This window comes from Nosocomiicoccus sp. HMSC059G07 (assembly GCF_001815515.1).
Lineage (GTDB): Bacteria > Bacillota > Bacilli > Staphylococcales > Salinicoccaceae > Nosocomiicoccus > Nosocomiicoccus ampullae_A.
The window spans coordinates 1-24401 of record NZ_KV820885.1 but is presented as its reverse complement, the minus strand read 5'-3'; the positions used below and the strand labels follow the sequence as shown (position 1 = coordinate 24401).

General features: G+C 34.2%; 24 protein-coding genes, 1 riboswitch and 1 other annotated feature. Of the genes, 4 read left to right on the top strand and 20 right to left on the bottom strand.

Features of this window, described 5'->3' with window-relative positions:
• Window positions 1-113: 113 nt before the first annotated feature.
• From csn2-St to HMPREF3029_RS08860, 5 genes are all read right to left on the bottom strand, one after another.
• Entirely contained in the window at window positions 114-1166 is a 1053-nt protein-coding gene (gene csn2-St / locus HMPREF3029_RS08880; protein WP_070710479.1) for a P-loop NTPase family protein, read from the bottom strand.
• Window positions 1163-1486, bottom strand: coding sequence for a CRISPR-associated endonuclease Cas2 (gene cas2, locus HMPREF3029_RS08875; RefSeq protein ID WP_246830720.1), 324 nt, complete (start codon window positions 1484-1486; stop codon window positions 1163-1165). Before cas2 ends, csn2-St begins: the two co-directional genes overlap by 4 nt.
• Before the next feature lie 4 nt (window positions 1487-1490).
• Window positions 1491-2402 carry a type II CRISPR-associated endonuclease Cas1 gene (cas1, locus tag HMPREF3029_RS08870; RefSeq protein WP_070710477.1) on the bottom strand — a complete coding sequence of 304 codons (912 nt, stop codon included), beginning with the start codon at window positions 2400-2402 and terminating at the stop codon, window positions 1491-1493.
• Window positions 2403-2584: 182 nt separating this feature from the next.
• The gene (gene cas9 / locus HMPREF3029_RS08865) at window positions 2585-6010 is read right to left on the bottom strand and encodes a type II CRISPR RNA-guided endonuclease Cas9 (RefSeq protein WP_070710475.1); all 3426 of its coding nucleotides are present in this window, start codon (window positions 6008-6010) and stop codon (window positions 2585-2587) included.
• Between the two features lie 96 nt (window positions 6011-6106).
• Entirely contained in the window at window positions 6107-6526 is a 420-nt protein-coding gene (locus tag HMPREF3029_RS08860; RefSeq protein ID WP_070710473.1) for a hypothetical protein, read from the bottom strand.
• A gap of 126 nt (window positions 6527-6652) precedes the next feature.
• Between HMPREF3029_RS08860 and HMPREF3029_RS08855 the strand changes: the two genes are divergently transcribed.
• Window positions 6653-7387: a hypothetical protein gene (locus tag HMPREF3029_RS08855; RefSeq protein WP_070710471.1), complete on the top strand. Its 735-nt coding sequence runs from the start codon at window positions 6653-6655 to the stop codon at window positions 7385-7387.
• Between the two features lie 38 nt (window positions 7388-7425).
• Here HMPREF3029_RS08855 and HMPREF3029_RS08850 read toward each other — a convergent pair whose 3' ends face one another.
• From HMPREF3029_RS08850 to HMPREF3029_RS08790, 13 genes are all read right to left on the bottom strand, one after another.
• Entirely contained in the window at window positions 7426-8613 is a 1188-nt protein-coding gene (locus tag HMPREF3029_RS08850) for a GTP-binding protein (RefSeq protein WP_070457105.1), read from the bottom strand.
• 124 nt (window positions 8614-8737) lie between these two features.
• Window positions 8738-9256 (bottom strand): STM3941 family protein, encoded by a 519-nt coding sequence (locus tag HMPREF3029_RS08845; RefSeq protein ID WP_070710469.1) that lies wholly within the window; start codon window positions 9254-9256, stop codon window positions 8738-8740.
• Between the two features lie 126 nt (window positions 9257-9382).
• Window positions 9383-10213, bottom strand: coding sequence for a DUF2382 domain-containing protein (locus tag HMPREF3029_RS08840; RefSeq protein WP_070457107.1), 831 nt, complete (start codon window positions 10211-10213; stop codon window positions 9383-9385).
• Window positions 10214-10345: 132 nt separating this feature from the next.
• On the bottom strand, window positions 10346-11455 hold the full coding sequence (locus tag HMPREF3029_RS08835) for a 5-methyltetrahydropteroyltriglutamate--homocysteine S-methyltransferase (protein WP_371327393.1): 1110 nt from the start codon (window positions 11453-11455) through the stop codon (window positions 10346-10348).
• 114 nt (window positions 11456-11569) lie between these two features.
• Window positions 11570-11818: a binding site (T-box leader), on the bottom strand.
• Between the two features lie 101 nt (window positions 11819-11919).
• Entirely contained in the window at window positions 11920-12669 is a 750-nt protein-coding gene (locus HMPREF3029_RS08830) for a 3-oxoacyl-ACP reductase (RefSeq protein WP_040928465.1), read from the bottom strand.
• Between the two features lie 86 nt (window positions 12670-12755).
• Window positions 12756-12858, bottom strand: a riboswitch (TPP riboswitch).
• A 66-nt stretch (window positions 12859-12924) separates the two neighbouring features.
• Entirely contained in the window at window positions 12925-14382 is a 1458-nt protein-coding gene (locus tag HMPREF3029_RS08825; protein ID WP_070457109.1) for a carbon starvation CstA family protein, read from the bottom strand.
• A 136-nt stretch (window positions 14383-14518) separates the two neighbouring features.
• Complete coding sequence (locus HMPREF3029_RS08820; protein WP_070710464.1) at window positions 14519-15829, bottom strand: sensor histidine kinase; 1311 nt, start codon at window positions 15827-15829, stop codon at window positions 14519-14521.
• Between the two features lie 4 nt (window positions 15830-15833).
• The gene (locus HMPREF3029_RS08815) at window positions 15834-16487 is read right to left on the bottom strand and encodes a response regulator transcription factor (RefSeq protein WP_070623791.1); all 654 of its coding nucleotides are present in this window, start codon (window positions 16485-16487) and stop codon (window positions 15834-15836) included.
• 30 nt (window positions 16488-16517) lie between these two features.
• Window positions 16518-17894 (bottom strand): ABC transporter permease, encoded by a 1377-nt coding sequence (locus HMPREF3029_RS08810; protein ID WP_068130254.1) that lies wholly within the window; start codon window positions 17892-17894, stop codon window positions 16518-16520.
• Window positions 17891-18541, bottom strand: coding sequence for an ABC transporter ATP-binding protein (locus HMPREF3029_RS08805; RefSeq protein WP_070710462.1), 651 nt, complete (start codon window positions 18539-18541; stop codon window positions 17891-17893). The genes HMPREF3029_RS08810 and HMPREF3029_RS08805 overlap by 4 nt, the downstream gene beginning before the upstream one ends.
• Window positions 18542-18550: 9 nt before the next feature.
• Window positions 18551-19780 carry an ABC transporter permease gene (locus tag HMPREF3029_RS08800; protein ID WP_070710460.1) on the bottom strand — a complete coding sequence of 410 codons (1230 nt, stop codon included), beginning with the start codon at window positions 19778-19780 and terminating at the stop codon, window positions 18551-18553.
• A 162-nt stretch (window positions 19781-19942) separates the two neighbouring features.
• Entirely contained in the window at window positions 19943-20389 is a 447-nt protein-coding gene (locus HMPREF3029_RS09760; protein ID WP_371327394.1) for an HXXEE domain-containing protein, read from the bottom strand.
• Window positions 20390-20417: 28 nt separating this feature from the next.
• The gene (locus HMPREF3029_RS08790) at window positions 20418-20921 is read right to left on the bottom strand and encodes a carboxymuconolactone decarboxylase family protein (RefSeq protein ID WP_070710456.1); all 504 of its coding nucleotides are present in this window, start codon (window positions 20919-20921) and stop codon (window positions 20418-20420) included.
• A gap of 129 nt (window positions 20922-21050) precedes the next feature.
• Between HMPREF3029_RS08790 and HMPREF3029_RS08785 the strand changes: the two genes are divergently transcribed.
• Both HMPREF3029_RS08785 and HMPREF3029_RS08780 read left to right on the top strand, forming a co-directional pair.
• Window positions 21051-21605: a TetR/AcrR family transcriptional regulator gene (locus HMPREF3029_RS08785; RefSeq protein ID WP_070710454.1), complete on the top strand. Its 555-nt coding sequence runs from the start codon at window positions 21051-21053 to the stop codon at window positions 21603-21605.
• A gap of 21 nt (window positions 21606-21626) precedes the next feature.
• Window positions 21627-22130 (top strand): phosphoribosylanthranilate isomerase, encoded by a 504-nt coding sequence (locus HMPREF3029_RS08780; protein ID WP_070710452.1) that lies wholly within the window; start codon window positions 21627-21629, stop codon window positions 22128-22130.
• 74 nt (window positions 22131-22204) lie between these two features.
• On the opposite strand, the gene HMPREF3029_RS08775 is transcribed toward HMPREF3029_RS08780, so the two are convergent.
• Both HMPREF3029_RS08775 and HMPREF3029_RS08770 read right to left on the bottom strand, forming a co-directional pair.
• A complete protein-coding gene (locus HMPREF3029_RS08775) occupies window positions 22205-22828 on the bottom strand; it encodes a M23 family metallopeptidase (RefSeq protein WP_144265463.1) in 624 nt (207 codons plus the stop codon).
• A gap of 282 nt (window positions 22829-23110) precedes the next feature.
• Window positions 23111-23557, bottom strand: a complete 447-nt coding sequence (locus HMPREF3029_RS08770) for an ASCH domain-containing protein (protein ID WP_070710448.1) — start codon at window positions 23555-23557, stop codon at window positions 23111-23113.
• 118 nt (window positions 23558-23675) lie between these two features.
• Between HMPREF3029_RS08770 and HMPREF3029_RS08765 the strand changes: the two genes are divergently transcribed.
• The coding region (locus tag HMPREF3029_RS08765; protein ID WP_070710446.1) for a hypothetical protein at window positions 23676-24401 on the top strand (726 nt) is incomplete at its 3' end.

The window sequence follows — 24401 nt, the reverse complement described above, 5'->3', positions numbered from 1 at the left end:
TATTGATAAGCAATTATCGAGAGTGCAAAAACAACTAACGAACTAGAGACTTATTTAATGCTGTTTTATTGATAAGCAATTATCGAGAGTGCAAAAACCTCAAATAGAGGTTTTTACATTCGAAATCCTTTGCTTTTGAGATAGTTTTCTTCTAAAGTTGTAATCTTTCTATTTTCAACTTCAAAATTTGAATCGTCATTCAGTATATCTCTCAATACATACAATAATACCATATCTTTATGCATTAGATAATAATATGTACGATTATAATCTCCTATAAAGTTACATACTCTAAAGAACGAGTTTAAAACGTCGACTTTACTTTCCACTAATTTACATGGATAGTTTCTCTCGATGGACTGATAAAATGAATCGATATCTGGCAATTGTTGGAACCCGTTAAATGCGAGTACTATAGACTCTATATCTGTAAGATCGTAATAAGGTACAGCACGATAGTGTAATACAATTATTTTAAGTCGTCCTGTCTCTTGCGCTACATTTTCTAGTTTCTTGTAGAAATAATAAAATGCTTCGCTTCTAAAGATTGATTCTGGACTATTTAATACGATCCAGTGCATCTTACTGCTGTTTTCTACTCTTTGTTTTAGTAACGCTAGAAAACTATCTATTGTATCTTCTAGTTTTACAAAATAAGAAGGTACTTCTATCTCGTTATATATGTGATTTACGTCTATAAGATTTTTTACAATGTCATCAAAAGTTAAATCTTTAAGCGTTAGTGATATTCGATTATTATCTAATCTCATATTTTGATTTAATTTATTTTCTACATGAATTAATAGGTCGTTTACTTTATAGATTATATTATTAATCTCATAATCATCTTTATAATCACTTATTGCGTTAAATAGTAAGCTGTTCCGCTTATATTCAAATTGGTGGAGTATATCATGCAAGTTATCAATAAAAATAAAATCATTTTCATTTTTCGTTAATTTCTTATTATCGTATTCAATTTCGATGCCCACTTCGCCAAATAAGCTCACCTCTGATGGAGAGTAGGTACCATATGCTGCAAACCTTTTTAATATTTTATGGAACTCTCGTTTCGCTACATGGTCTCCCCCAACGAATATTAAAGCGTTATCAATGTCGAGTTCGTATGTCTGCCCTGAATAGCTAAAAATTAAAGATCTCGTCATATAATCACCAGCCTGTTCGTCCCAACCACAACTTCTTGATGCGCTTTAGTTCCGACTAAAATCTGCATATCTTTAAATTGATTTTCAGTGACATACATTAATCTGACTTGACCTTTTTTTGGTAACTTTGATTTAAGTATTCTCTCGTACTTCTTTAAAGAGCTTCTATTCGGTAATGAACAATAATATATTGAATACTGTAACATTACAAATCCATTTTCGATTAGATGCTTTCTAAATACACGATAATGCCTTTTCTCTTCAGGAGTTTGAACTGGCAAATCAAACATACATAATAATCTCACTTGTTCGTACCTCACTCTCTCACCTGCTCTGTATATTATTTACTTGTATATCAAGTAATTGTGAATAATTCTCATTTTCCATCGCTTTTATAAAGCTCTGTACGTAATCATGAATAGCTTGCATAATAAAGAATTTTTTATTATTAATCTTTATTTCATGATTTAAAAAATCGATAATTTCTAATCGAATGTCATATGTAAGATGTTTCTCGGATTTTTTAAGTATATTTGTGACAATTAGATAGTCGACGATTGGTCTAAATGGTTCCATTAGATCATCTGCGAGATTATATGCGTTGTATTCATTTTTATGGAACACACCAAGTTCAGGTATTAACCCGAGTGCCGATACCGAACGTGCCATTTGAGCACGTATGATGGCATAACCGTAGTCTAAGCAGAAATTTACAAAACTCGTATCTTTTCTTGAGAAGCCATTACCAAATAGGGAATTGAAATAGACTTTAGCAGCATGACCCTCACGGTTAGTCGAATCACCAATCATTATATTTTCTAGATAATCAATTAATATTTGACTTCGTTCACTATTCAATTCGATATCGACGTTTTGAAGCACTTGAATTTGATTCAATATTTTTTGATAAACAATTTCTTTCCACACCAGTTGCTTATCGATTTCTTTCCATTTTGCTTGCCACATCGCTCTTTTAGCAGATCTATAATATTGACCTTTACCTAGGTACATCCCTGTCGGTAAGTATTTATCGTCGCAAACGACAAGCGCAATATGATATTTTGAAAACGCTGACAAAATTTTAGAAGTGATAACTGTCTGATTCCCCTCTAAGATCACTGTTTCAATATCAACTAATGGAATTAAATAATCTTCATTATTCTTTCTAACAGAAAGATTATCTAATCTCAAACTCAATTTTTCTCCATCTTTGATAAAAACTGTTCTAAATCCCACATTTAATACCTCCTTAAATATAGATACAAAAAAACCACCCTTACGGGTGGTGAATTCGGGATAAACCCTTATTTCTGCAGATTCTCGAATAATTGCTTATCAATAAATCATTCGCTTGCTCGTCAGCAAGGTAATAATTATTACAACTATAGTATTACATACTTATAACATTTTGTAAACAATTATTCTAAAATATCTTTTAAAATTTCATCTTTTACTTCAAATTTATTACCAAGGACATCTACGTGGTATTTTCGTAGAACATAATTTTTCTTTAGCGTTTTTTCGAAAACACCTGACGCTTTTACATTGCCAAACATTAAAACATCTTCTTTTGATGTCCATTGTGCTTTATCAATAGGTTTCATACTAAATTTATTCCTTGCTGATACATCACGACTTTGATATAAACCAGGTAATATCTTCTTATCAAATTCTATTTCAATATAATCTTTTTTATACAGACTAAACTTAAACTCCCCGTCTTCAGGGATTCTTTCATTCTTTTTGATTTCTTCATATCTTTTCCTAGACACGCCATATCCACCATCTCTAAAACTTAAGTCAATATATTTCAGCCCTAATAGATGGTATGAGGCTGTTTCTTGTGAATAATAGACATCAGTTCTCCATGGTGCGAGTGTTAATAATGCGACTGTGTTTTTACTATTTTTAGGCGAAATATCTATGTGGCTTCTTAATTTTGTATATCTATATTTTAAAGATCGAATAACTGGTCCATTGTTCTTTTTAGAATATTTTGTTACACCCGGCACATCATATTTTTCACAGTACTGTAGGAATGGTGACTTTGAAACTTTCTTTACTTTTCCTTGCTGATCAGTAACTTCTACAGTATCTGAGAACTCTTCTATAATTGCTTCTAACTTTTCAAAAGTTTTCTCGTCAATTTCTTTAACTAATAGCGAATCTTTATATTTCACATACTCAGCGTAACCGTCCGCTGTGTAAATATCTTTGATTTTTCCTATTATATCTCTTTCTATAACTTCTCTTTTATTTTTACCTCGTCCTTTTTCTACTGTATAACTTCTAGTTGAGTATATTGTCGCGTCACTTAGCCTTCGATTCGATTTACGGTCTACTTGATGCGAGAACTTTATTTCTGGGTATATTTTTGCTGGTATTAAATTTCTAATAAATTCTGCACTCTTATCTTCTTTTTCTTGGTTAATTGTTGATTCATTACCAAACATGAGAAGATAATTACTTCTGTCATATAGATTCTTTTTCTTATATTCACTATAAGGAATAATTGTTCCTGTAACAGTATCGACCATTGACGCTTTGCCTTCACTGTCTTTATAGTACTCATATCGCTCTGCCTTAACGAATGGAGTTACTGCTACTAGTGTTGCATCGATTGCATGGTGATGATGTGTTTCTCGGTCTTTATCAGCTAAATTCCATTTCTTTCTAAGAGTATGAGTAAATGCACCGTTTACCACACGAGTCTTCGTATCTGTTTTATAGAAGAAACTCTGTACGGCGTTTAATACAATTCTACTTGCATATCTCGTATCATTGAGGTTCCTTTGTCTAAATTTCTTTGCGAGTTCTGGGTCAAAGATATTACGTTCTTCAAGTAATAATGCTTTCTTATACTTCTTATATTTATTAGAAAGTACCCATGCTTTATATTCGTCATACGTACGATATTTACTGAAGTCACCAGACATAAACGCATCATATGGTGAACGCTGGCCTTTCTTTTGGTTTGCTTCACTTGTCACTAAAACTTTGTTATTAATAGAGTCATCTAAACTCACAGATAATGGGATAATATGGTCGACTTCTACACGTTCAGTTAATAAATCTTCTGGCTGTATTTGCTGACCTGTATATGCGCATAAACCATCTTGCTCATAGAAATAGTATAGTTTACTCGCAAAACGTCTAGAGGTTCTTAATTTTTCTTCGAACTTCTCTTCAGACCACCCTGATTTCTTCAGGAAATATTCTTTACTTTTATCTTTACGATTTTTATTCACTTTTTGGATTTCTCTGATTGTTTTCTTTTGATCATCTTCGTTTTTATCTCGAGGCATTTCAATAGTTACGTAATCAATGTTTTCTTTTCCATACTTTTTAACAAGTGCGTTGAGGACACGGAATGTTTGTCTTACTGATTTACTAACTGTAGGGTTGTAAATCTCTTCAAGCACTTCGTGAATTGGTAACGTATCTCTATCAGAGTATTTAGACCTTAAGTCGAATTTCAAGCCTAATCGTTCTAATATCGTGTTTTGCTCATCTGATGTGTGCTCTAACTCTGTAATTAATCTTTGTAAATTTTCTTTAGAGAAACTATGCCAAGAATTATTAGGTTTACATTTTCTAAGCGCATTGAAGTTTTCAACTAAAAACTGTTTTAGGTTATTGTCTATTTCATTACTTAGAGATAACTCAAACGCTTCTCTTTCAGTATTTAATGTAATGAGAGATGCGATTTCTTCGATATGATCTAAGTCGATAGCTTTAATGTCGAATCCACCCGCTTCAAGTACTAATCTCATATCGTTATACTCTTTCATCGTGTGGATTTCAGGTTTATCGCTACTATTTAATCGCCAGCCTTTTATATCATCCATATCTACTTTTAACATTTTTGCGATATTTCTTGGTCCGAATGTTTTCGGTCTATCATTCTCAAGTACTTCTAAAATTTCTTGTTTCTCTTCGAATGTTAATTTTTCTTCTTCACGTGTTGTAATTCTTAAGTTGTTTAAGTCGTTTAGTAAGTTAAATTTTTGAGCGCTTGGGCCTAAGTTACTGGCACGTATTTTTCCTGTAAAATCTTTACCAATTAATTGGTCAAATATATTCTCTGCTGGTTTACCATCGACTTGATAGTTTGCCCATCTTCCGTATGAACTATTTTGAGCAGCATTTCCTGGACCATCATAATATGGTCTCTTTCTATAAATAAGTCCTGCGTCTTCACGATAGCCATCTTTAGTAAAGAAATCTAAAAAATGATCATCTATTTCTTGATGATATTGTTGCTGTGTTTCTAATATAAGTTTTAATTCTTTTGCATAACTTGCAACATCGAATACGTTTAATTGATATTGACCGTTTTGGTTAATTCCTGTTCTTACACGACCACTCTCTTGAAGACGTTCGTATTGAATTTGTCCCGGTGTCTTATCGTCTAATTGTCTTAAGTTTTTAGTAACTGCTTGTTTAAAAGAGTCTTTATTATCTACTGATGATGTATCTAAGTCTTCTGACGATAAATACGATACTCCACGTTTTTTTAGGATATGTAAAATCACTTTACGAATTTCTGATTTGCTCAGCTCTTCAGTTAAACCTTTCACACGTAGTGAGTAAGGGCATACATTAATAAGCGATTTGTCGTTCTTAAAACCCTGATCATCAAGATATCTTTTTGCATCATCTAAACGAGTCTTTCTTCTACGAATTAAACGACGTCCCCCGCGGAAATCTCTTCGATCTTTGTTGTTGTCACTATTTCTTGCTTCGAATATTCTAGCACCGAGTTCAACAATCCTACCGCTATTCGTTTCGATTACAGAATAACCAACACTTGCAATACCAATGTCTAAACCAATACTATACATAATTTCACCCCGTAATTTTTCATATTACTAATAATTATACCAATTAACGACAAAGAAACCAGTATTCATAATAGAATACTGGCTCCCTTTTTATCCCTACTCTCCAAACAGATCTGTAAAGTTTTCGCCACCGAGGCTTTCTACAACTTTAGATAGTTCGTTTAATTTTGATCTGAACTCTTCTGATGATTTCAGCTGTGCAGGTAGTTCATTTGCACGTACAAATTTTAGCTCATCTGCACCTTTTTTATACACTTCAACTTCTAGTTTACTTGACGGATATTCCGCTTCTACTTCTAGCTTATAGTGTACGTTTTCATCTGTTAATGCAATGACGATTTCTAGCTCGTCTTCTCCACCTGAAACTCCTTCGTTAAAGAGCTTCGACTCTAACTCACTTTCTATGATGAGAAAGTTGTTTTTGTCCGCTTCCTTTACAGAAATATCAAAAAGAATGCCTTCTAACTCTCGGAGTAGCCCTCTGACTTTTCGTCTATTCGTTAATTGTTCACTCATAATGATGCCTCCTTTTTATATTCCCCTCTCTTATTATTATATCAAATTTTACATATTGATTATATTTTTTAATGTATAGTTTATTCACTCTGATATAATATAATTAAAAGTTTTTAGAGGTGCATTATGAAGAAAATAATCTATGTAATGATGTTATTTACACTTGTTTTAGTCGCATGTAGCAAAACTCCTGTTCCCACTCAAGACAATATGGTCGAACGAAAGGATAATTCGAATGTTGAAGAATTCGATGAATCATCTAAAGATGACTCAAACAAAGATGATTCTGTAGAGGATTCTAAACAAGAAGAAAAGAAAGACGAACCGTTAATTAAAAGAGAAGAACTTACTAGAAACCAGATTCTCGCAATGACTTGGTTTGACCAAATCCCTATTAAGGATGACAATTATATATTGCCAGATGCAAATGATGTCATTCAAAACAAATATACATATGAGTTGTATATGCCAGATAGAAGTATTGAGTATAAAGAATTAACAGGGGTTAAAAAGATTGGACTCATTCCATATATTAATCATGGATCATTTGATTTAGCCTATCCTTATGAGGTCGATATATATTTAGTTCTTCCTAAGCCCAATTCGCATGGTGATGCTTATTTTTCCATTGGAGAAGAATATGTAGTATTAGTAACAACTCAGGAAGCACCATTATATCAGTATACGAAACCTAGTGAACATGCTCCTGCTTTAGCTTCAGAATATCGTATCGATGATTTATATGAAAAGTATAAAGATGATGAACGAATCTTACAGCTTGCAAATATGTTTGAAGAGTATCATGATCATGATGAGTATTTCAAAAATAACCCTGAAGCTAACCCACATAATAAGAATTAAAACAAGCCCTACACCGATATTCGGTGTAGGGCTTAATTTTATGCAATCTGCCATGGATATGGGTCTTCTAATGTGTTCCAGTCTTGTTCCATTTCTTTTGTGTTGATTAAGCATTCATCTAATTGTTTTGTGATTGCTTCTTTGTCTAAGTCGATTCCAATGAATACGAGTTCGTTTCTTCTGTCTCCGTATTCTGGATCCCACGTTTGTGCCATTTCTCTATTTTCTGCTAATATTTGACGGCGTGTTTCTGTAGGCATCGCTGCTACCCAGTAGCTCACTGGTTCGATTCCAACACTTCTTCCTGCTTGTGATACCATGATTGCAAAGTCATTTCTTGACGCGAGCCATGCGAGTCCTTTTGCACGGACGATGTTTTCTGGCATTTCTTGTAAGAAATCGTCAAAGCGTTTTGCGTTGAATGGTAATGTGCGTTTATATACGAAACTTGAAATACCGTATTCTTCTGTTTCTGGTGTATGGTTTTCATGTCCCATTTCAAGCTCTCTTAACCATCCTGCAGATGATGCTGCTTTTTCATAATCAAAGCGCCCTGTGTTTAATACCTTTTCGAGTGGTAATTCTGCGTTCACTGTTTCAATAATTTCCGCTTCAGGTTGTAACGTACGAATTGTACGTTTTAATTGTGATAACTCATCTTCAGATACTAAGTCTGTTTTATTTAATACGATGACGTCACAAAACTCGATTTGGTCGATGAGTAAGTCACTCACTTCACGCTCGTCGACTTCGCTCATTCCTTCTTGGCGATCGAGTAGTGTTTCGCCTGAGTTATAGTCATTCCAGAATCGATATGCGTCTACTACTGTGACCATCGTATCGATGTAAGTCGTTTTTGTTAAGTCGATACCGAGTGATTCATCGACATATGAAAACGTCTGTGCAACTGGAACTGGCTCACTGATACCTGTTGATTCGATTAAAATGTAGTCGATATCTTGTTTAGATAACTTTTCAATTTCTACGAGTAAGTCCTCGCGTAATGTACAACAAATACATCCGTTAGAAAGTTCTACAAACTTTTCATCTGTACGACTTAAGCTACTTCCATTCGCAATTAAGTCTGCGTCGATATTAATTTCACTCATATCGTTTACGAGTACTGCTACTTTTAAGCCTTCTGTATTGTTTAAAATGTGGTTCATTAGCGTCGTTTTACCTGCACCGAGGTAACCGCTAAGTATAGTTACTGGTATTCTTTTCATTTATAAATCTCCTAAATCGTAATTGTTACGTTCTATATAATAACATGTTTGAAATTTTTAAGTCAATGTTTCGACACTCATTAAAAAAGCCTTACACTACTTCGTAGTATAAGACCTATCTCTTTTAATTATTCGCTTGTTTTAAGTAACTATTCATGAGTTCGACTAATTCTGTTGCATCGTACCCGACTGCGATATTTGCGTTTACGTTAATTCCTGGCAAGCCCATATTTTCGTTTGCTTTTGCCATCTTTTTAGCAAAATCTGACAGATTGCGTAGTGTCTCATCTGGATTTTTTAATTGAACATTCACGAATTGCTGTCCGCTCATTTCAGCATGTTGAATTTGACTGACTTCACTCCATTCAATTAACTGATCATTTGTCGCCATGAGTGATGAATAATCGTAAAATCCTTTGTCGTTAATAACGAGTAACGTATCTCCTGAACGGTACATTTTAATCGTAGCAATTAGACCCGCGAGAGAAAAACCGATCCCTGCTCCACCTATGATTGATAGTAATAAGCTTTCTTTATTTAAACCATAGAGCAGTATAAATACGCTTAGACCGATAAAGGCAATCGAGAATAAGATTAGCATCGTTACTTTCTTTTTGCTCTTTTTAATGACAATTTCTCCCATAAGATTCACTCCTTTTAGCTGATAAAAAATATTTACCCAAAGAGTGTTGAAAAATAACATTAATAAAAAAGACTGTAGATTAAATCTACAGTCTAATAACTTACTATTTAAAAGTTTTTATTTGATTTATCTATCAAATCTATCTTGGTCTTTTTCTACATTAACATTACCATCCGTTTGAACGTCTAGTTCTTCACGTCTAACGTTGTCTTCAAAGTGTTCAGTATCTGTAACACGACGTTTACCTACTTCTACTTCTTCAGTGACTACTGATTTTTTATCAACGTCTACTTGTTCTTCTGTTAATGGAATAGAGTAATCTTCGTCATGGAAGTCTCCATCTTTAGCTTCTCTACCGTCTTCAACTTTATGGCGTTCAATTACAACTTCGTCATGTTCAACTGGAACGTCAATTGACTCTCTGTCTTCAACTACGTTTTTAGAAACGTTTACTTGACCACTTTCAACTTCACGTTTATTAACGTCAAGTTGCTCTTCTTTTAATTCTACATTTTGTGTGTCAGCGTCTGCTACGCGGCTACGGTCATTCACGTCTCTATCTTCATAAGCACCACCAACTGGTGCTGCGCCATCTACTGCGTTAGCCTCTGAAACATTTCCACGTTCGCCGTCTACTACAACGAGCACCTTACCTGCATCAATATCTGAACGGTAATCCGCTAACACATCGCCGTCTTGTCCAACACGATGTTCATAGTCATCTTCAACTGTAAATGCATTTACAATTTTGTCCCAGAATGACTCGTCTTCATGGTTTACACCATTTGCTCCTTCTGCTGAAGTAACGTCTACACCTGAATTATTTACAAATGTATCACGTGTTGATTCGTTTGCTACTAATCTAATTTGGTCTTCTCTGTACCCTTCTGCTTTTAACCCTTTAACTGCTTCTAATGCTTCTTCTGATGAATTATAACTTCCTTGTACAAAACTCATTATAATCTTCCTCCTATGCTTACCTTGATGGTAATCATTATTTTAATTGTTAAGATTATATGCCTATCGTATGTTGTTAATTAAAGTATGCCCGTTTAAATTTTTCTTAAACATCTTTTTAAATTTTTCAAATTATTCTCCCTCAACAAGTAGTTCTTCTGCTAGCTCTACAATGTAACGAAGTTTGTTCCACTGTTCTTCTTCAGTGAGTAAATTACCATGGTGCGTTGAAGCGAAACCGCATTGCGGTGATAAGCAAATTTGTGATTTCGGTATAAATTGACTCGCTTCTTTGATTCTTTCTTTTATTGTTTCTTTGTCTTCAAGTTCACCGTGTTTAGAGGTAAATAATCCAAGCACTACTTTTGGACCATCGTTCGGAATATAATCTAGTGGTTTAAAGTCTCCGGATCTGTCATCATCATATTCTAAGAAGAATCCATCGACTTTCTCTTTTTTAAATAATGTCGGTGCGATTTTTGCATAACTGCCTTCGAATGCGTATTTTGAACGGTAGTTACCACGGCATAGATGCGTTGTGATGACGAGATCATCTGGTTTTACTTCTAAAATAGAGTTCACTACATATAAAGCTAAATCAATTGCTTCTTGTCGACTTAATTCAGTATCTCCCCATAAGTAATCTTCTGCATTAAGTCCTGCGATGTACACATCGTCAAATTGTAAGTAACGACAACCCGCTTCATAAAACGCCTCGACTGCATCTTGATATGTTTTTATAATATCGTCCGCATAGTCTTTAATATCTGGATAGATAGACTTATCGCGAATACCTTCGTTAAATAGTTGGTTCGGGCTTGGGATCGTTTGTTTTGCGACTGCACGTCCGTTTACTATTTTCTTAAACAATTTAAACTCTTCGACGTGAGGGTGGTTTTTGTTAAACGAAATTTTACCGTTATTTCGAATGTTCCACGCTTCTGTAACTTCACCGACGAACGTGTATCCTTGTTCTGGCTCGTACCCTTCAACACCAATTAATTGTTCTAAAAAGTCTGTGTGCCAAAATCGTCTTCTGAATTCTCCATCTGTGACTGCTTTTAACCCTACTTCGATTTGTTTATCGACAACTTTTTCAATTTCTTCTGTTTCTATTTTAAATAATTCTTCTTTAGAAATATTGCCTGCTTTAAAATCTTTTCGTGCGTTATGAATACGTTCTGGTCTAAGTAAACTTCCTACGTGATCTGCTTTGAATGGTCCTTTTGTCATATTAAACATCTCCTAATTTTTAATTTAATTTTTCTTCAACTCGTTTTTCATCATGTCACTTTCGATTTTAATCGCCCCATTTAAATAGCTGCCAATAAAAAAACGTCCTTTGAAATTTACAATTCAAAGGACGCTATACACGTGTTACCACCTTACTTTATGCATTTCTTGCGAAATACACCTCACAGGTACGGCGTAAATATACGCTTATACCCTGGCTTTGTAACGGAAGCAACCGATTAACTCTTACTTTAAAGTTCGAATCAATGCTTTAGAGGCCATTTTCAAAATAATTCCAACCGTCTTTTTTCACCAACCAAAGACTCTCTGTAACGTCTTCATTACTTTTACTTTCCTCATCAACAGCTTTAATTTATTGTTGTGAATAACTATATCACACACAAGAAATTAAAATCAATACAATTTTTAAAATTATCTGAAAAATTAAATACTGTTCAATATTAGAGCGCGTACTAGTTCATCGTCAGTCCACCATCTACTGTAATGTTTTGCCCTGTCACACTTTTCGCTTCATCTGAAGAAAGGAATGCGACCATATTTGCAACATCATTTGGCGTTGTGACTTGTCTAAGTGGTGTATTATTCGCTATTAAATCAAACACCTCATCTGTCGTAACACTCGAAGCATCTGTTGTCTTTAATAACCCACCAGACACCATGTTTGCACGAATTCCATGTTGACCGAGTTCACTTGCGATATTTCTAGTCATACCGAGTAAACCAGCTTTTGCGCTCGTATATTCATGATATGGTACGACCGGGTTTTGGAAGAGATTTGTACCGATGTTAACAATCGAACCGCTTTTTTGTTCAATGAAATGTTCAATCACACTTTGACTTACGTTAAATGCTGCTTTCATCGTACCTTCTAATTGCTGTTCGTAATCTTCCCAATCTAAATCTTTAAATGCTTTTTGTGCGACTGGATCGAACTTAAATCCAATTAAAGCATTATTAACAATGCCGTCGATACGACCAAATTTTTCAATCGCCGCTTCAACCATTTGGTCAACTTCTTCACGGTTTCTAACATCTGCTTTATATGCGATTGCTTTGTCCTCTCCTAATTCTTGTACCTTTTTCTCTGCTAATTCCTTACTCTCGTTATAATTAATAACGACGTTGTAACCTTTAGCGCTTAACGCATCAACAATTGCTGCACCTAATCCACGTGCGCCACCTGTGACTAAAATTGTCTTCATACCAATACTCCTTTAATATTTTTCATATAAAAAATACACCTTCCAATTAGGAAGGTGCACAAAGAAGAATTGCACGCAGCAATCCGTTATGTATATGCACACTTTCCTACGCTAGTTTAAACTAGATCAGGTTCAAAGGGTCTGAGTAAACTCATCTCAATTTATTTCTAAATTCCCCTAGTGTATCTCTTATATTAACTTTAATATACAAAACGCTTTAATCTGCGTCAAATTCTTTATCTAATTTCTAAATCATCATTCCGTCACGGCATACGTCGGCTTGTAATGTGATATATCTTCTTCTAACGGTATCTCGTCTCTACGCGCGCGTTTTGCTGCAATAAAGAACGCTGCTGTTAATACAACTGTTACAACAGTCGCACCGATATACGACACGTTCATTGGTAAGTTAAATCCGATTTTGGCGTTTAAAATATAAGTCGTCGTCGCCATTAACATAAATATACCTGGAATGAGTGCAATCCAGTAGTTTTTCTTACTGACAAATAAGTACATCGCTCCAACAAATAGTGCGATGACTGCTGTCGATTGGTTCGCCCATGAGAAGTAGCGCCATAATATATTAAAGTCCATTTGTGTTAAAGCGATTGAAATGACGAACATCGGTAAAGCGATCATTAGACGTTTACTAATTTTAGATTGCCCAATGTTAAAGTAGTCTGCAATGATCATACGTGCACCACGGAATGCAGTGTCTCCTGACGTGATTGGTAAAATGATTACCCCTAAAATTGCGAGTGTTCCACCAACTGCCCCTAACATCGTGGTTGCGATTTCACTTACGACAACTGCCGGTCCACCTGAAGCGAGTAATTCGTTTAAGTTTTCACCTGAGAATAAGCTCATACCTGCTGCTGCCCAGATCATTGCGATAATTCCTTCTGCGATCATCATACCATAGAAAATTTTACGACCTTGGCCTTCTTTTTCAGTCGTACGCGAAATAATTGGTGACTGAGTTGCGTGGAATCCAGATAACGCACCACATGAAATCGTTAAGAATAATAACGGGAAAATCGGAAGGTTTTCCGGATGTAAATTTTGTAGTGTGATTTCTGGGATCGGGGCACCTTTTATAATTAATCCGCCACCAATACCAATCGCACTGATGAGAAGTAATAGACCGAAAATCGGATAAAATCGACCGATGATTTTATCGATTGGTAACAGTGTCGCTAAAATATAGTACGCAAATATCAGTACTAAAATAACTGTTAACGCAATCTTTCCATTCATTAAATTGTATAGTAAGTCTGCAGGTGCGGATACAAACACTGTTCCAACGAGCACTAATAGCAATAACGAGAACGCGTTTACGACGTGCTTCATCACTTTTCCTAAAAATTTACCTGCAAGCTCTGGTAAATGTGCACCACGGTTACGAATAGAGATCATCCCTGTTAAGTAGTCGTGTACACCACCAGCAAAGATAGCACCGATGACGATCCAAAGGAATGCAACCGGCCCGTAAAGCGCGCCCATAATCGGACCAAAAATAGGTCCGACTCCTGCGATATTTAATAACTGTATAAGAGAGTTTTTTCTCGTATTCATCGGCACATAGTCAACACCGTCACTATGCGTATACGCAGGTGTCGGACGTTCTTTTGGCATAAACACGCGTTCAACGTATTTACCATAAGTAAAGTAACCGATAATTAATAAAACTATACTAACTAAAAATGTAATCATATTTTGTCTCCCTTTCTGAAGTTTTATAAATCTAGTATATCGAATATACAATAATAAAGATAGCGTTTTCAAGAAAACGTTTTTATAGATTCATATTAAAAATCACCTCTATTTTCATAGAGGTGACTCCATATTATTATACGTTAATTTTTATTTTAAAAATAAATGCTTTGTCTGTCGTTTCAACTTTATATTGCTTATTGTAATTATCTAATAAACTACTCACGATATATAAGCCGAGTCCATTACTCGTCTTCTTGTTGATATCAAATTTCACATCAAATATCCCGTCAGTATTTAGCGCTTTAACATTTTTATACGTATTTTCGATAAAGAACCAGTCATTATCGACACCGATATTAATCTCACCGTGATCGTCGGTATATTTGACTGCGTTACTCACTAAGTTTGACATAATCATTGTTAACGCCTGATGGTTAATATATATCGTCTCGTCTTCTACTCGATTACTAATTGTAATATTTTTTTGTTTTGAAATCACACGATATTTATCTAAAACGTTTTGTAAGACGTCGTTAATTAGAATTTCCGCTTCATCTTCCTTTAAATGATCGACAGATGACAACGATAAAATTTGCGTGATGTTTTGTGAAAGTTCATCTGTAATTTCAATACAATTCGCGATATATTTATCTCTATCTTTGTATTTCCCGATGTTATACTGCATATTCTCGAGTATAATTTTTAGACTTGCAAGTGGTGTTTTTAACTCGTGAGATGCGCCTCTATAAAAGTCATACTTTAACGCTTCTAATTTTAAAATTTCTTTGTTTTTAACTTCTAAATCGTCTATCGACTGTAGCAGCGTAAAATACAATTCGTTAATTTGTCTTTTTAAATCTCCGATTTCGTCGTTTGACGTGACGGTTAACGATGCGTTTTTATCGAGCAACATCATATCGTCTGTCACAGATTTTATCTCTTCTATATTATTTTTAATAAACTTTGCATACACGAGTGCAACGATAACAGATACGATTAATGATAACAGGAGTGAATACGGGAGAAACTTAAAGCTTAAATCTCTCGCATCCTTTTGCATATCTGCGGTTGATATAAACTGAACGTCTAGATTTTCACCACTATTTAAAGTAATTGTACGCTCCTCGATGATAAGTGAGTTATTACTACTCGTCGGATCGATCATAACGTCTTTGTTAATCTCTACAGCATTGTTATTGTGGTTTCCTTTTAAAGTGACTTTAATTTCACTATTCTCCGAATAGAAATTTAATGATTCTTGGACATAGTACAGTGACTCTCCATTTAAGTTTGCTGATATTTCTTCTGCTTTACGATAAATTTCATCTTTTCGACTTTCTAAATATGGCTTTGGGAAAATTAAAAAGACAAATAGATGAATGAGTAGCGTAACGACTAATAGAACTGAAAAGATTTGTATAAACATTTTAGGAAATATCTTCATAATGTTATTGTCTCTCCAGTCTATAGCCGACATTACGTATCGTTTTAATACAGTCGAGCTGTAGTTTCTTTCGCAATTCTTTAATGTACACATCAATCACGCGGTCATAGGGGGCGTCGTCGGTATCTTTCCATACGTTATCTAATATTTGCGACCGCGTTAATGCATTACCTTCATTGATGAGTAAACACTTTAATATCTCTAATTCTTTCGGATTCACGTCAACTGGCTCACCGTTCACTGTCGCTGTGTAACTTGTGAAGTTCACTTCTGTATCACGATACTCAAAACTTTCTACGTTACTATAATGTTTTTTAATGAGCGCATCGACTCTTACTTTTAATACAGGTAAGGAGAATGGTTTTTCGATATAGCCATCTGCAAAGTGCGTAAACGCATCGATTTTATACGCTTCATCGTTAAAAGCTGTTAACATCAAGACCGGTAACGTACTCTTTTTTCTAATCTCTTTTAACACATCTAAACCGTTCATGACTGGTAGTTGTATGTCTAGTATAACGAGCTTTATATCACGGTTAAATAATTCTAGCGCTACTCCACCATCTTCAGCTTCTATCACAGTGTAGCCAAATTCAGATAAATACTCCGCGATGCCTTCTCTTATTATTTTGTCATCTTCAACAATGAGTACTTTCATATGATCTCCTTACCTAATACTTGTATTCTCTTATTTCGTATCTATAAGCAACTCTTTCGGATTCTTTTTAAGAATATTTATAGAAGCAATGATGACTGATACGAGTAAAACGATAGACATAAAGATTACGACGTAAACGATTGATTCAGTTAATATATTAACATCTAAATGCGTTAAAGTTCTATTAAATCCATCGACTTCCGCACCGCCACCTAACTGACTAGATGATGATTGTGACTCGATTTGTTTTTGGATATCGCCAGATACTTTGCTTAAGATTTTTTCACCGAATATTTGAGCTGTGTATTTTGCGATAATCGTTGAGGCAATAAATGCAGGGATTGATATAAATATCACTTCAAAAATAAGTTGCATTAGTATTTGACCTTTAGAAATCCCTAACGATAATAGTATCGCAATTTCTTTTCTTCTGGCGTTCATCCATAAGAATAATAGTAATGACACGATGACACCAGCAAATATAAGTGAACCGATAAACAACGTGTTCGCAATGCTGCTAATATTTGAGATTGACTCTTCTAACGCTGGGAAGTTTGACGTACTCTTAACTAAACTATACATACTCCAGTTGATGTCGAGTTTTTCAAGGTCTTTAACGACCGTTTCTAAACTCGTATCTCCTTTAACGAAGAATGTCGCATCTTGATATACTGCAGTGTCTTCAGTATTTCCATACACTTTAGCTGCTGTATTTAAATCTGTCATTATCGTATTTTGATATAATTCTTGGGGTGCTGTTACTGGTCCATTGTTCTCTCCATCAAACAATCCGATGATTTCCGCTTCTACAGTTTCATCAGCGCCTTTTTCGTTATCCGCATCATACACGTTAGATTTAATTTTAATTGTATCTCCGACTTTTAGATTATTCTTTTCAGCGAGTTCTTTATGAAGGATGACTTTACTCACGTCTCCATCTTTTAAATGCTCACCTTCAACAAGTTTATAACTTTCAGATACAAATTTAGTTTCTTTAGATGAATCATTTACCCCTGTTAACATGACTGTACGCTTAAAGTATTTTGCACGGTCACTCGACGGATCGACTTTTGTTTCAGGCGTTTCGATAATATCATGGTCTGCTAAGTCTGCTACACTGTTAATTCTTTTAACGTAGTGATCGATACTTTTTACTTCTGATATCTTCTTAATATCTTCGCCTTTAATATTACCCCCACCTCTAGGTGTACCTGGGTTCACTTGTCGGTTAATTTCCATAATAAAACTATTCATGACGTTTCCAAACGTCTCTTCAGATGCTTTTTCAGTAGAATCTTTAATAGATAAACCAATTAAAGATAGTGTCGTCATTATTAAAATGACACTCATTATAATTAAACTTTTTAATTTCTTTCTCGTCACATAGTGAAAGGCGTTTTTTATCATTTTACAGCCTCCCTATCGACACGTTGAAGTGTTTTTTGTTTCAGTTCTAATACGACGTCTGCCGCTTTTGCGACCTCTCTACTATGTGTAACAACGATGACACACTTATCTCTTTCGATTGCGAGTTCTTTTAGAACTTCGATAATATCCGCCGCTGTATTGTCATCTAAGTTTCCAGTTGGTTCATCTGCTAATATAACCGGAGCTTTTGATACTAGCGCACGTGCAATCGCTACACGTTGTTGCTGACCACCTGAAAGTTTCAATACGTTTCTTTTTACTTCATTTGGACTAAGTCCTAGTTCTAATAATATGTCTGATGACGCTTCTTTGTTCACTAAACGAATGTTTTCAAGTGGGGATAAATAATCGATTAAATTATAATTTTGAAACACTAACGATATATGGTCTTTTCTATGCTTTGTGTACCCGGCATTTTTAATATCTTCACCGTCAAATAATATTTGTCCACTCGTCGGTTCATCGAGCCCAGCAAGTAACGACAGTAACGTCGACTTACCTGATCCAGATTTACCGACAATTGCGTAAAATTTTCCTTTCTCAAATGTTTCAGTTACATTCGATAATACTTTTCCTTTACCGCTTTTATATTGATACGATACGTTTTTTATCTCTAATATGCTCATAATAATCTCCTAACTAATTTTTGATAATAGCTCTTTTGGCGTTTTAACGAGAATCATTAACGATGCGATAACTACAGATATCGCTATAATTACAATCAACAGTCCATAACTCATTACAAATGTAGATAACTGATACGTCATTTCTATTTGTAGTTCACTCTGTACTAACTGTTTCTCAATAATTCTCCCTACAACAAAATAGCTAAAGATAAACGACAACACGAGTGCCGGTATAGATATAATAAAAAGTTCTGCTAAAAACTGCATAATAACTTTAAACTTACTAACACCAATCGAAAGTAAAATCGCAATTTCGTAAATGCGTTCTCTGATAAAGAATGTAAGTACGAGTGATAATACTAAAATTCCTCCGACTAATATCGAATATGTCATAAACTTAATCATGTCGTTCATGCTGCCGTATGATTCAATTACGTCTTTAAACGGATCGTTTTTTTCTTCAAAATAAAATTCCGCACTAAGCACGCTCGATTTTTCGAACGTTTCTTTTAATTTTCCTAGTTCTTTTGTGAACATCTCTAATTCATTCACAACTTGATTATTACCTAATCCAAGTGCACGCTGACTCGTTTTGTAATTCATAAACACTGTATTTTCACTGAAATCAGATGTTAAACCTGTATATTGTTCTTGCTTTTTACCAGAGAAAATCCCTTTAATTTTAAACGTATATGGCTTATGCGCCTGTTCACTATTTGTCTCAAACATCTCTAGCTGAATTTCATCATTCACTTTTAAGTTGTTCTCTTTTGCGAGATCTTCATGAATTAAAATTCCATCCTCATCGTTCTCTTTTAAGTTTTCACCCGCTTCAATAGTAAACGCGCCACTTTGAAACAACTCATGACGTTTCACATCCTCAACCGCTTCAAACGCGAGCACTTTTCTAAACTCACTCGGTAAATCCTCTCGCATCACCGTCTGAGCAGCTTCAATCACCTTTAATCCTTTAGGCTTAGCGAGACCCTTATATTTAGAAACAATCTCTTTATCACCTTCTACAGAATCAAACTCTGATCTTAAAAAATCACCGCCGTCTTTTTTCATCACCACTAGAGAAGAACGAGATGACTTCTCAAGAGACGACTTCAATTGATTTGTCGTATATAAAAAGTTCAAACAAGAATATAAACAAGATAGAACGACCGCTAAAATTAAAAGCAAAATCACCGTCCGTCTCATCTTTCTCGTAACATACACCCATGCATTCCTTAACATCACAAACCTCCTTCAAACATTTACAAGCTTATAATACAACCCATTTATAAAATGTATATGAAATGGGGAAATAAATTGGAGAAATAAAAAAAGCACTTCTCGATTTCTCGAAAAGTGCTTAATTTCTAATATATAAAGAAATTAATATATGTCCGGACGACATTAATATTTTAAAATTCTAGCAGTAATTTTATGCATGACTACTAAATTAACTACTGCTAATAATAAAACTATTGGTATATAAACTAATACCTCACTATATGATACATCTAGAGATAATAGTATTAGTATCAATATAATCGAGCTAAATGTCCCCATATAAAATCCTGGTATAATTTTTTTGATTATAATAGCTTGCAAGTAATGAATCAATATATGAATTATATAAACAATAATCAAAGCAATATATAAGGAGATGTTGTCGCTTATATAACAAAATAAAGAGATAGATATAATCACTATCAATTGTTCAAAAACAATAATTACAAAAGAAATACGATTGATAGCTGGAATACGCTTAATAATATTATTACTACTCTCTTTCTTTAGACATTTCACGAATTTAGGCAAATACAAAATTTCTTCTATCTCATGTGTCATAAATAAAATTGGGAATAACCAATAAATCTATATTCCTTCAAACATTTATGTCATTCCCTATATTTCCTGTCCCTATAGAAATACGATTCCATGTGTTGACTTGATTTACAAGCATTATAAAATCAACATAATCTTTTCCCGACAAATATTTTCTCATATTTGAATACTCTTCATCAGAAATTGAGTACTCTGAGATTAGCGTTAATTTTTTAGCAAATAATAGTAGCACCCTTTCTTCTGCATTGAAGTTTTCGCTATCTATATTTAAATTTAAAATCGATTCTACATGTTTCTTATCAATTTTCTTTTTTGATGCCTCTTTATAGTGCATCTCTATACAGTAAGAACATCCATTCAAAACAGAAACATATAGTTTCACTAAAGGTATCATTTTTCGATCTATCTTTATTTTATTGACATATTTTTCTTGTAACATGATGTTTTCCATTCCAACTGGAGATACTTTGAAATAATTCACTCGGTTATCCATACTCATAAAACTAGCAGCTTTTACTAAACTTTTAGATAAAAATTTCTTCATTGTTCTCTCTCCTAATTGCAACATTTGTAGAACTTTTGATTATATAGTAAATTACATATAGCATAAGCTCAACACTTTGTAACGAAGTTCAACATAACTCGTCTTTTGTTGCACAGGAGTGAAATCGTAATGAAGAATTCTAATCATCCATCAGTAATCCAGTCACAGCAGTGGATATACGAAAGTTTGATAAAACTTATGAAAGAAAAGTCGTTTGACAGTATTTCAATCGGTGAGATTACAAAACTTGCGGATCTGGATAGAACAACTTTTTATAGAAACTTTGATTCAAAAGAAGATATATTGAATGTAGGTATTTCAAACATAAAAAACAAGTATATGGATGCATTGAATAATTCTCAATCGCTAAAAATGAATTATGTATCTTATGTATTCTTTAACATATGTTATGAAGAAATCGATTTATTAAAGTTACTACATAATCATGGTTTGTCATCTTTATTATTAGAACAGTTCAATGATATACTGCCTCAACTTCATATCTCTGTGAAAAACAAATTTCATTATCAGATTAATGACGAATATATGATTTTTGCACTATATTATAATACAGGTGGGTTTTTAAATATATTAATGAAATGGATTGAAGGTGGATGTAGTGAAACTGTCGATGAATTGGCGTCGAGTTTTATTGAGATTAGCAAATTCAACATTTCAGAATAAAATAATCAGAGGAGGTGCCTAATGAATCAATTACTATTCAATGAATTTATTAAAATTTGTCGCGCTTTAAATCAAGTAAATATAAAACCAACATTAATGGGCTCTTTAGGTTTAGAATTAGTGTCTAAAAAAGACTGGAATCCGAGTGATGTCGATTTACATGTACACGGAGATCCACGTGGTTGGGAGGCGCCTGACGAGGAGAGAATCTATCATTTTGATACTATTCAGTCGGTCATGAATCGTCTCGACTATCGCTTAATTGACCGACATGAGCATGAGTTTTCTAATGGCACGACGAGTGTTGAATACGGGTGTATCGATACATTACCTGAATTCGCGAATGTGCAGTTATCTGATTTACAGCACATGTCTATTGAGGGTGCTGAATTTTACGTCCCTTCACTCGAGCAATTTTTAAAAATATACGAGTCCTCATCAAAAGACAGCTATAGAAATGAAAATAACAACAATAAAGATTTTAAAAAAATAGCATACTTAGAAAATGTATTGTCTAAACGTTAATACAACGTACTTTACACAAATAAAACCTGTAACTTCCATTACATCATTGTATTGAAAGCTACAGGTCATTTTTATTATCGTGTGATTATATCCCCCTGGTGCATATCATTATTTCCATCAAAATTAATTCGAATACTTTTTGAATCCCACAAATCACTTGAATCAGCAACGTGGAAATGGATATGAGCTTCACTTGAGTTCCCAGAGTTTCCAACAAGACCAAGTAAGTCGCCTCTCTTTACAGTATCTCCTTCTTTAACGACAATTGATTGATACTTAAAATGAGAAAGATGGCTAAATTCATCATTTCCATGATCTAAAATAACATAGTTTCCAGCTGGATCATCTGTATTAGATACCCCAACAGGTTCGTTATCTTTAATGTCATTTTCAATCCCTACAACGATACCATCTGCAGGTGCGATATACTCTTTGCCAAACGCATAATAACTTTCATTGAGTTCTTTGTCTCCCTCATATGATTTTTTGTCTTTTACAACGATAAAATCATACGCATAACGTTGTGATTCATACTCATAATGATAGTTCACTAGGGTGTTTATGCCACCCCAAACAACTAGCCACTCACCCTTAAATGGGGGTGTAAACTTTGTTTTAGTAAATACTTCATCTGTTTCTGGATAGCTCTCTACTGGTAAAAATTGTATTCCATCCATCAAATCATCTTTATTAAACACGGCAACAATACCTTTAGTGCCACTATCGTCTAACTATACATACTGCTTTGACTCGTCATTATCAAACAGTTCAGATTGAAATTCCAGTCCCGTAATATCTTTTGTAAAATCTTCCGCTACCTCACGAAATTCATCTAGAGATATCTCGTTTTAAAATTCATTATCTGTTTGACTATACACTGTTTCAAAATCACCTTGTAGTATCAGTTGCGCTAACTCTTTTGGTTGCATGATATTCCCTCCTATTATGTAATTTTATTTTTCCATGTCATATTCGTTGAATTATTTTCTTACATCAATCAATTCGAATCGTTCACAAACAAGGAGCATGTCTTCTGAAAACTCATGGCCGATAGCACCGAGTTCTTTTTTAAAGAATTTCTCATGCTCATCCCACCAATATTGGTAAGTTCTATCTCCTTCACCTTCCGCAATCGCAAATTCTTCACTGACCTCATTCATTGGAGTTATAGTCACTTCAACTGTTTTGATAATTGCTACGGGCTCATTTTCACTGTTCAAAATAATGCTGTAATCCTCTGTTGTAGGCAGAGGTTCGTTTTCGATTTCATAAAATACACGTCCTGAACAAGTTGCGGTTTTAATACCATCTACCACTAACTGTGCAAGAGTGTCAGGATCATCCCCAAATTGCAATGCACTCACTGATTTAGGCTTTTCTTGATTTTTCCAATAATCATTCCAATATTCTTCACTTACTTTATTCATGATAGACCACTCTTCTCATAAAATAATATTCATTGTAATTAAATTTAATTATATATACTATGATAAAAAGTCACAATGATGTAAATTTAAATAGCTAATTCATTAAGGAGAACTAAAATTGGACATTAAATTAAAGTGGGTATTGCTTATAATTATAGCAATTTTATTACTCACATTATTTATTTATAAAGTAAACAGTCCTTCTACTAAAACATTCACTTCATCCAATGGACGTGAAGGTGAATACATGATTTACCCGGTGAGTAATTCTAAAGGCATACTATTATGGTTACATGGTGACGGTGCTTTTGAATATCAGAATCCAAAGTCAAAAGAGTATTTAGAAGGTTCAAAAGGGATTAAACATGTGGCAAAAGATAAAAATTTAACTCTAGTCGTTCCTAAAACACCTTCAACAAAATATGATACGTGGTGGGAAGAAGGAGATCTTAATTCAGATTATCTTATTGAATTAATTCAGTCTCTTCCGCACCATAATAATCTTTGGATAGGTGGATTTTCAGGTGGTGCCGAAATCGCATCTTACTGGCTAATCGAAAAGCTTCAAAAGGTAGATATTAAAGAAGGAGGCGCAGTTCTTTTTGGAGGCGGCGGTTCTCCAAAAGTTGAAAATATAAGTGAGCGTATTCCAAAAGATGAAATTATACCGGGCGACTTCCCTATTTATTGGATTGTCGGAGAACATGATACTGGCGACAGCAAAGAACATCCTTTTGACGCTTTAACTGCAAGTAAGGAAGGAGAAGAATTTTATAGAGAAAACGGTTGGGAAACACATATTATTATATTGGATAACTACGGTCATTTATTAACCAAAAATAAT

Coding starts and splice junctions, on each gene's coding strand:
- HMPREF3029_RS08810 (WP_068130254.1), bottom strand. CDS start 17,894: ATGATAAAAAACGCCTTTCACTATGTGACGAGAAAGAAATTAAAAAGT.
- HMPREF3029_RS08855 (WP_070710471.1), top strand. CDS start 6,653: ATGAAGAAAATAATCTATGTAATGATGTTATTTACACTTGTTTTAGTC.
- HMPREF3029_RS08785 (WP_070710454.1), top strand. CDS start 21,051: ATGAAGAATTCTAATCATCCATCAGTAATCCAGTCACAGCAGTGGATA.
- HMPREF3029_RS08825 (WP_070457109.1), bottom strand. CDS start 14,382: ATGATTACATTTTTAGTTAGTATAGTTTTATTAATTATCGGTTACTTT.
- HMPREF3029_RS08860 (WP_070710473.1), bottom strand. CDS start 6,526: ATGAGTGAACAATTAACGAATAGACGAAAAGTCAGAGGGCTACTCCGA.
- cas9 (WP_070710475.1), bottom strand. CDS start 6,010: ATGTATAGTATTGGTTTAGACATTGGTATTGCAAGTGTTGGTTATTCT.
- HMPREF3029_RS08815 (WP_070623791.1), bottom strand. CDS start 16,487: ATGAAAGTACTCATTGTTGAAGATGACAAAATAATAAGAGAAGGCATC.
- HMPREF3029_RS08835 (WP_371327393.1), bottom strand. CDS start 11,455: ATGTTTAATATGACAAAAGGACCATTCAAAGCAGATCACGTAGGAAGT.
- HMPREF3029_RS08820 (WP_070710464.1), bottom strand. CDS start 15,829: ATGAAGATATTTCCTAAAATGTTTATACAAATCTTTTCAGTTCTATTA.
- HMPREF3029_RS08800 (WP_070710460.1), bottom strand. CDS start 19,780: ATGTTAAGGAATGCATGGGTGTATGTTACGAGAAAGATGAGACGGACG.
- HMPREF3029_RS08830 (WP_040928465.1), bottom strand. CDS start 12,669: ATGAAGACAATTTTAGTCACAGGTGGCGCACGTGGATTAGGTGCAGCA.
- HMPREF3029_RS08790 (WP_070710456.1), bottom strand. CDS start 20,921: ATGAAGAAATTTTTATCTAAAAGTTTAGTAAAAGCTGCTAGTTTTATG.
- HMPREF3029_RS08840 (WP_070457107.1), bottom strand. CDS start 10,213: ATGAGTTTTGTACAAGGAAGTTATAATTCATCAGAAGAAGCATTAGAA.
- csn2-St (WP_070710479.1), bottom strand. CDS start 1,166: ATGACGAGATCTTTAATTTTTAGCTATTCAGGGCAGACATACGAACTC.
- HMPREF3029_RS08805 (WP_070710462.1), bottom strand. CDS start 18,541: ATGAGCATATTAGAGATAAAAAACGTATCGTATCAATATAAAAGCGGT.
- HMPREF3029_RS08770 (WP_070710448.1), bottom strand. CDS start 23,557: ATGAATAAAGTAAGTGAAGAATATTGGAATGATTATTGGAAAAATCAA.
- HMPREF3029_RS08845 (WP_070710469.1), bottom strand. CDS start 9,256: ATGGGAGAAATTGTCATTAAAAAGAGCAAAAAGAAAGTAACGATGCTA.
- HMPREF3029_RS08780 (WP_070710452.1), top strand. CDS start 21,627: ATGAATCAATTACTATTCAATGAATTTATTAAAATTTGTCGCGCTTTA.
- HMPREF3029_RS08850 (WP_070457105.1), bottom strand. CDS start 8,613: ATGAAAAGAATACCAGTAACTATACTTAGCGGTTACCTCGGTGCAGGT.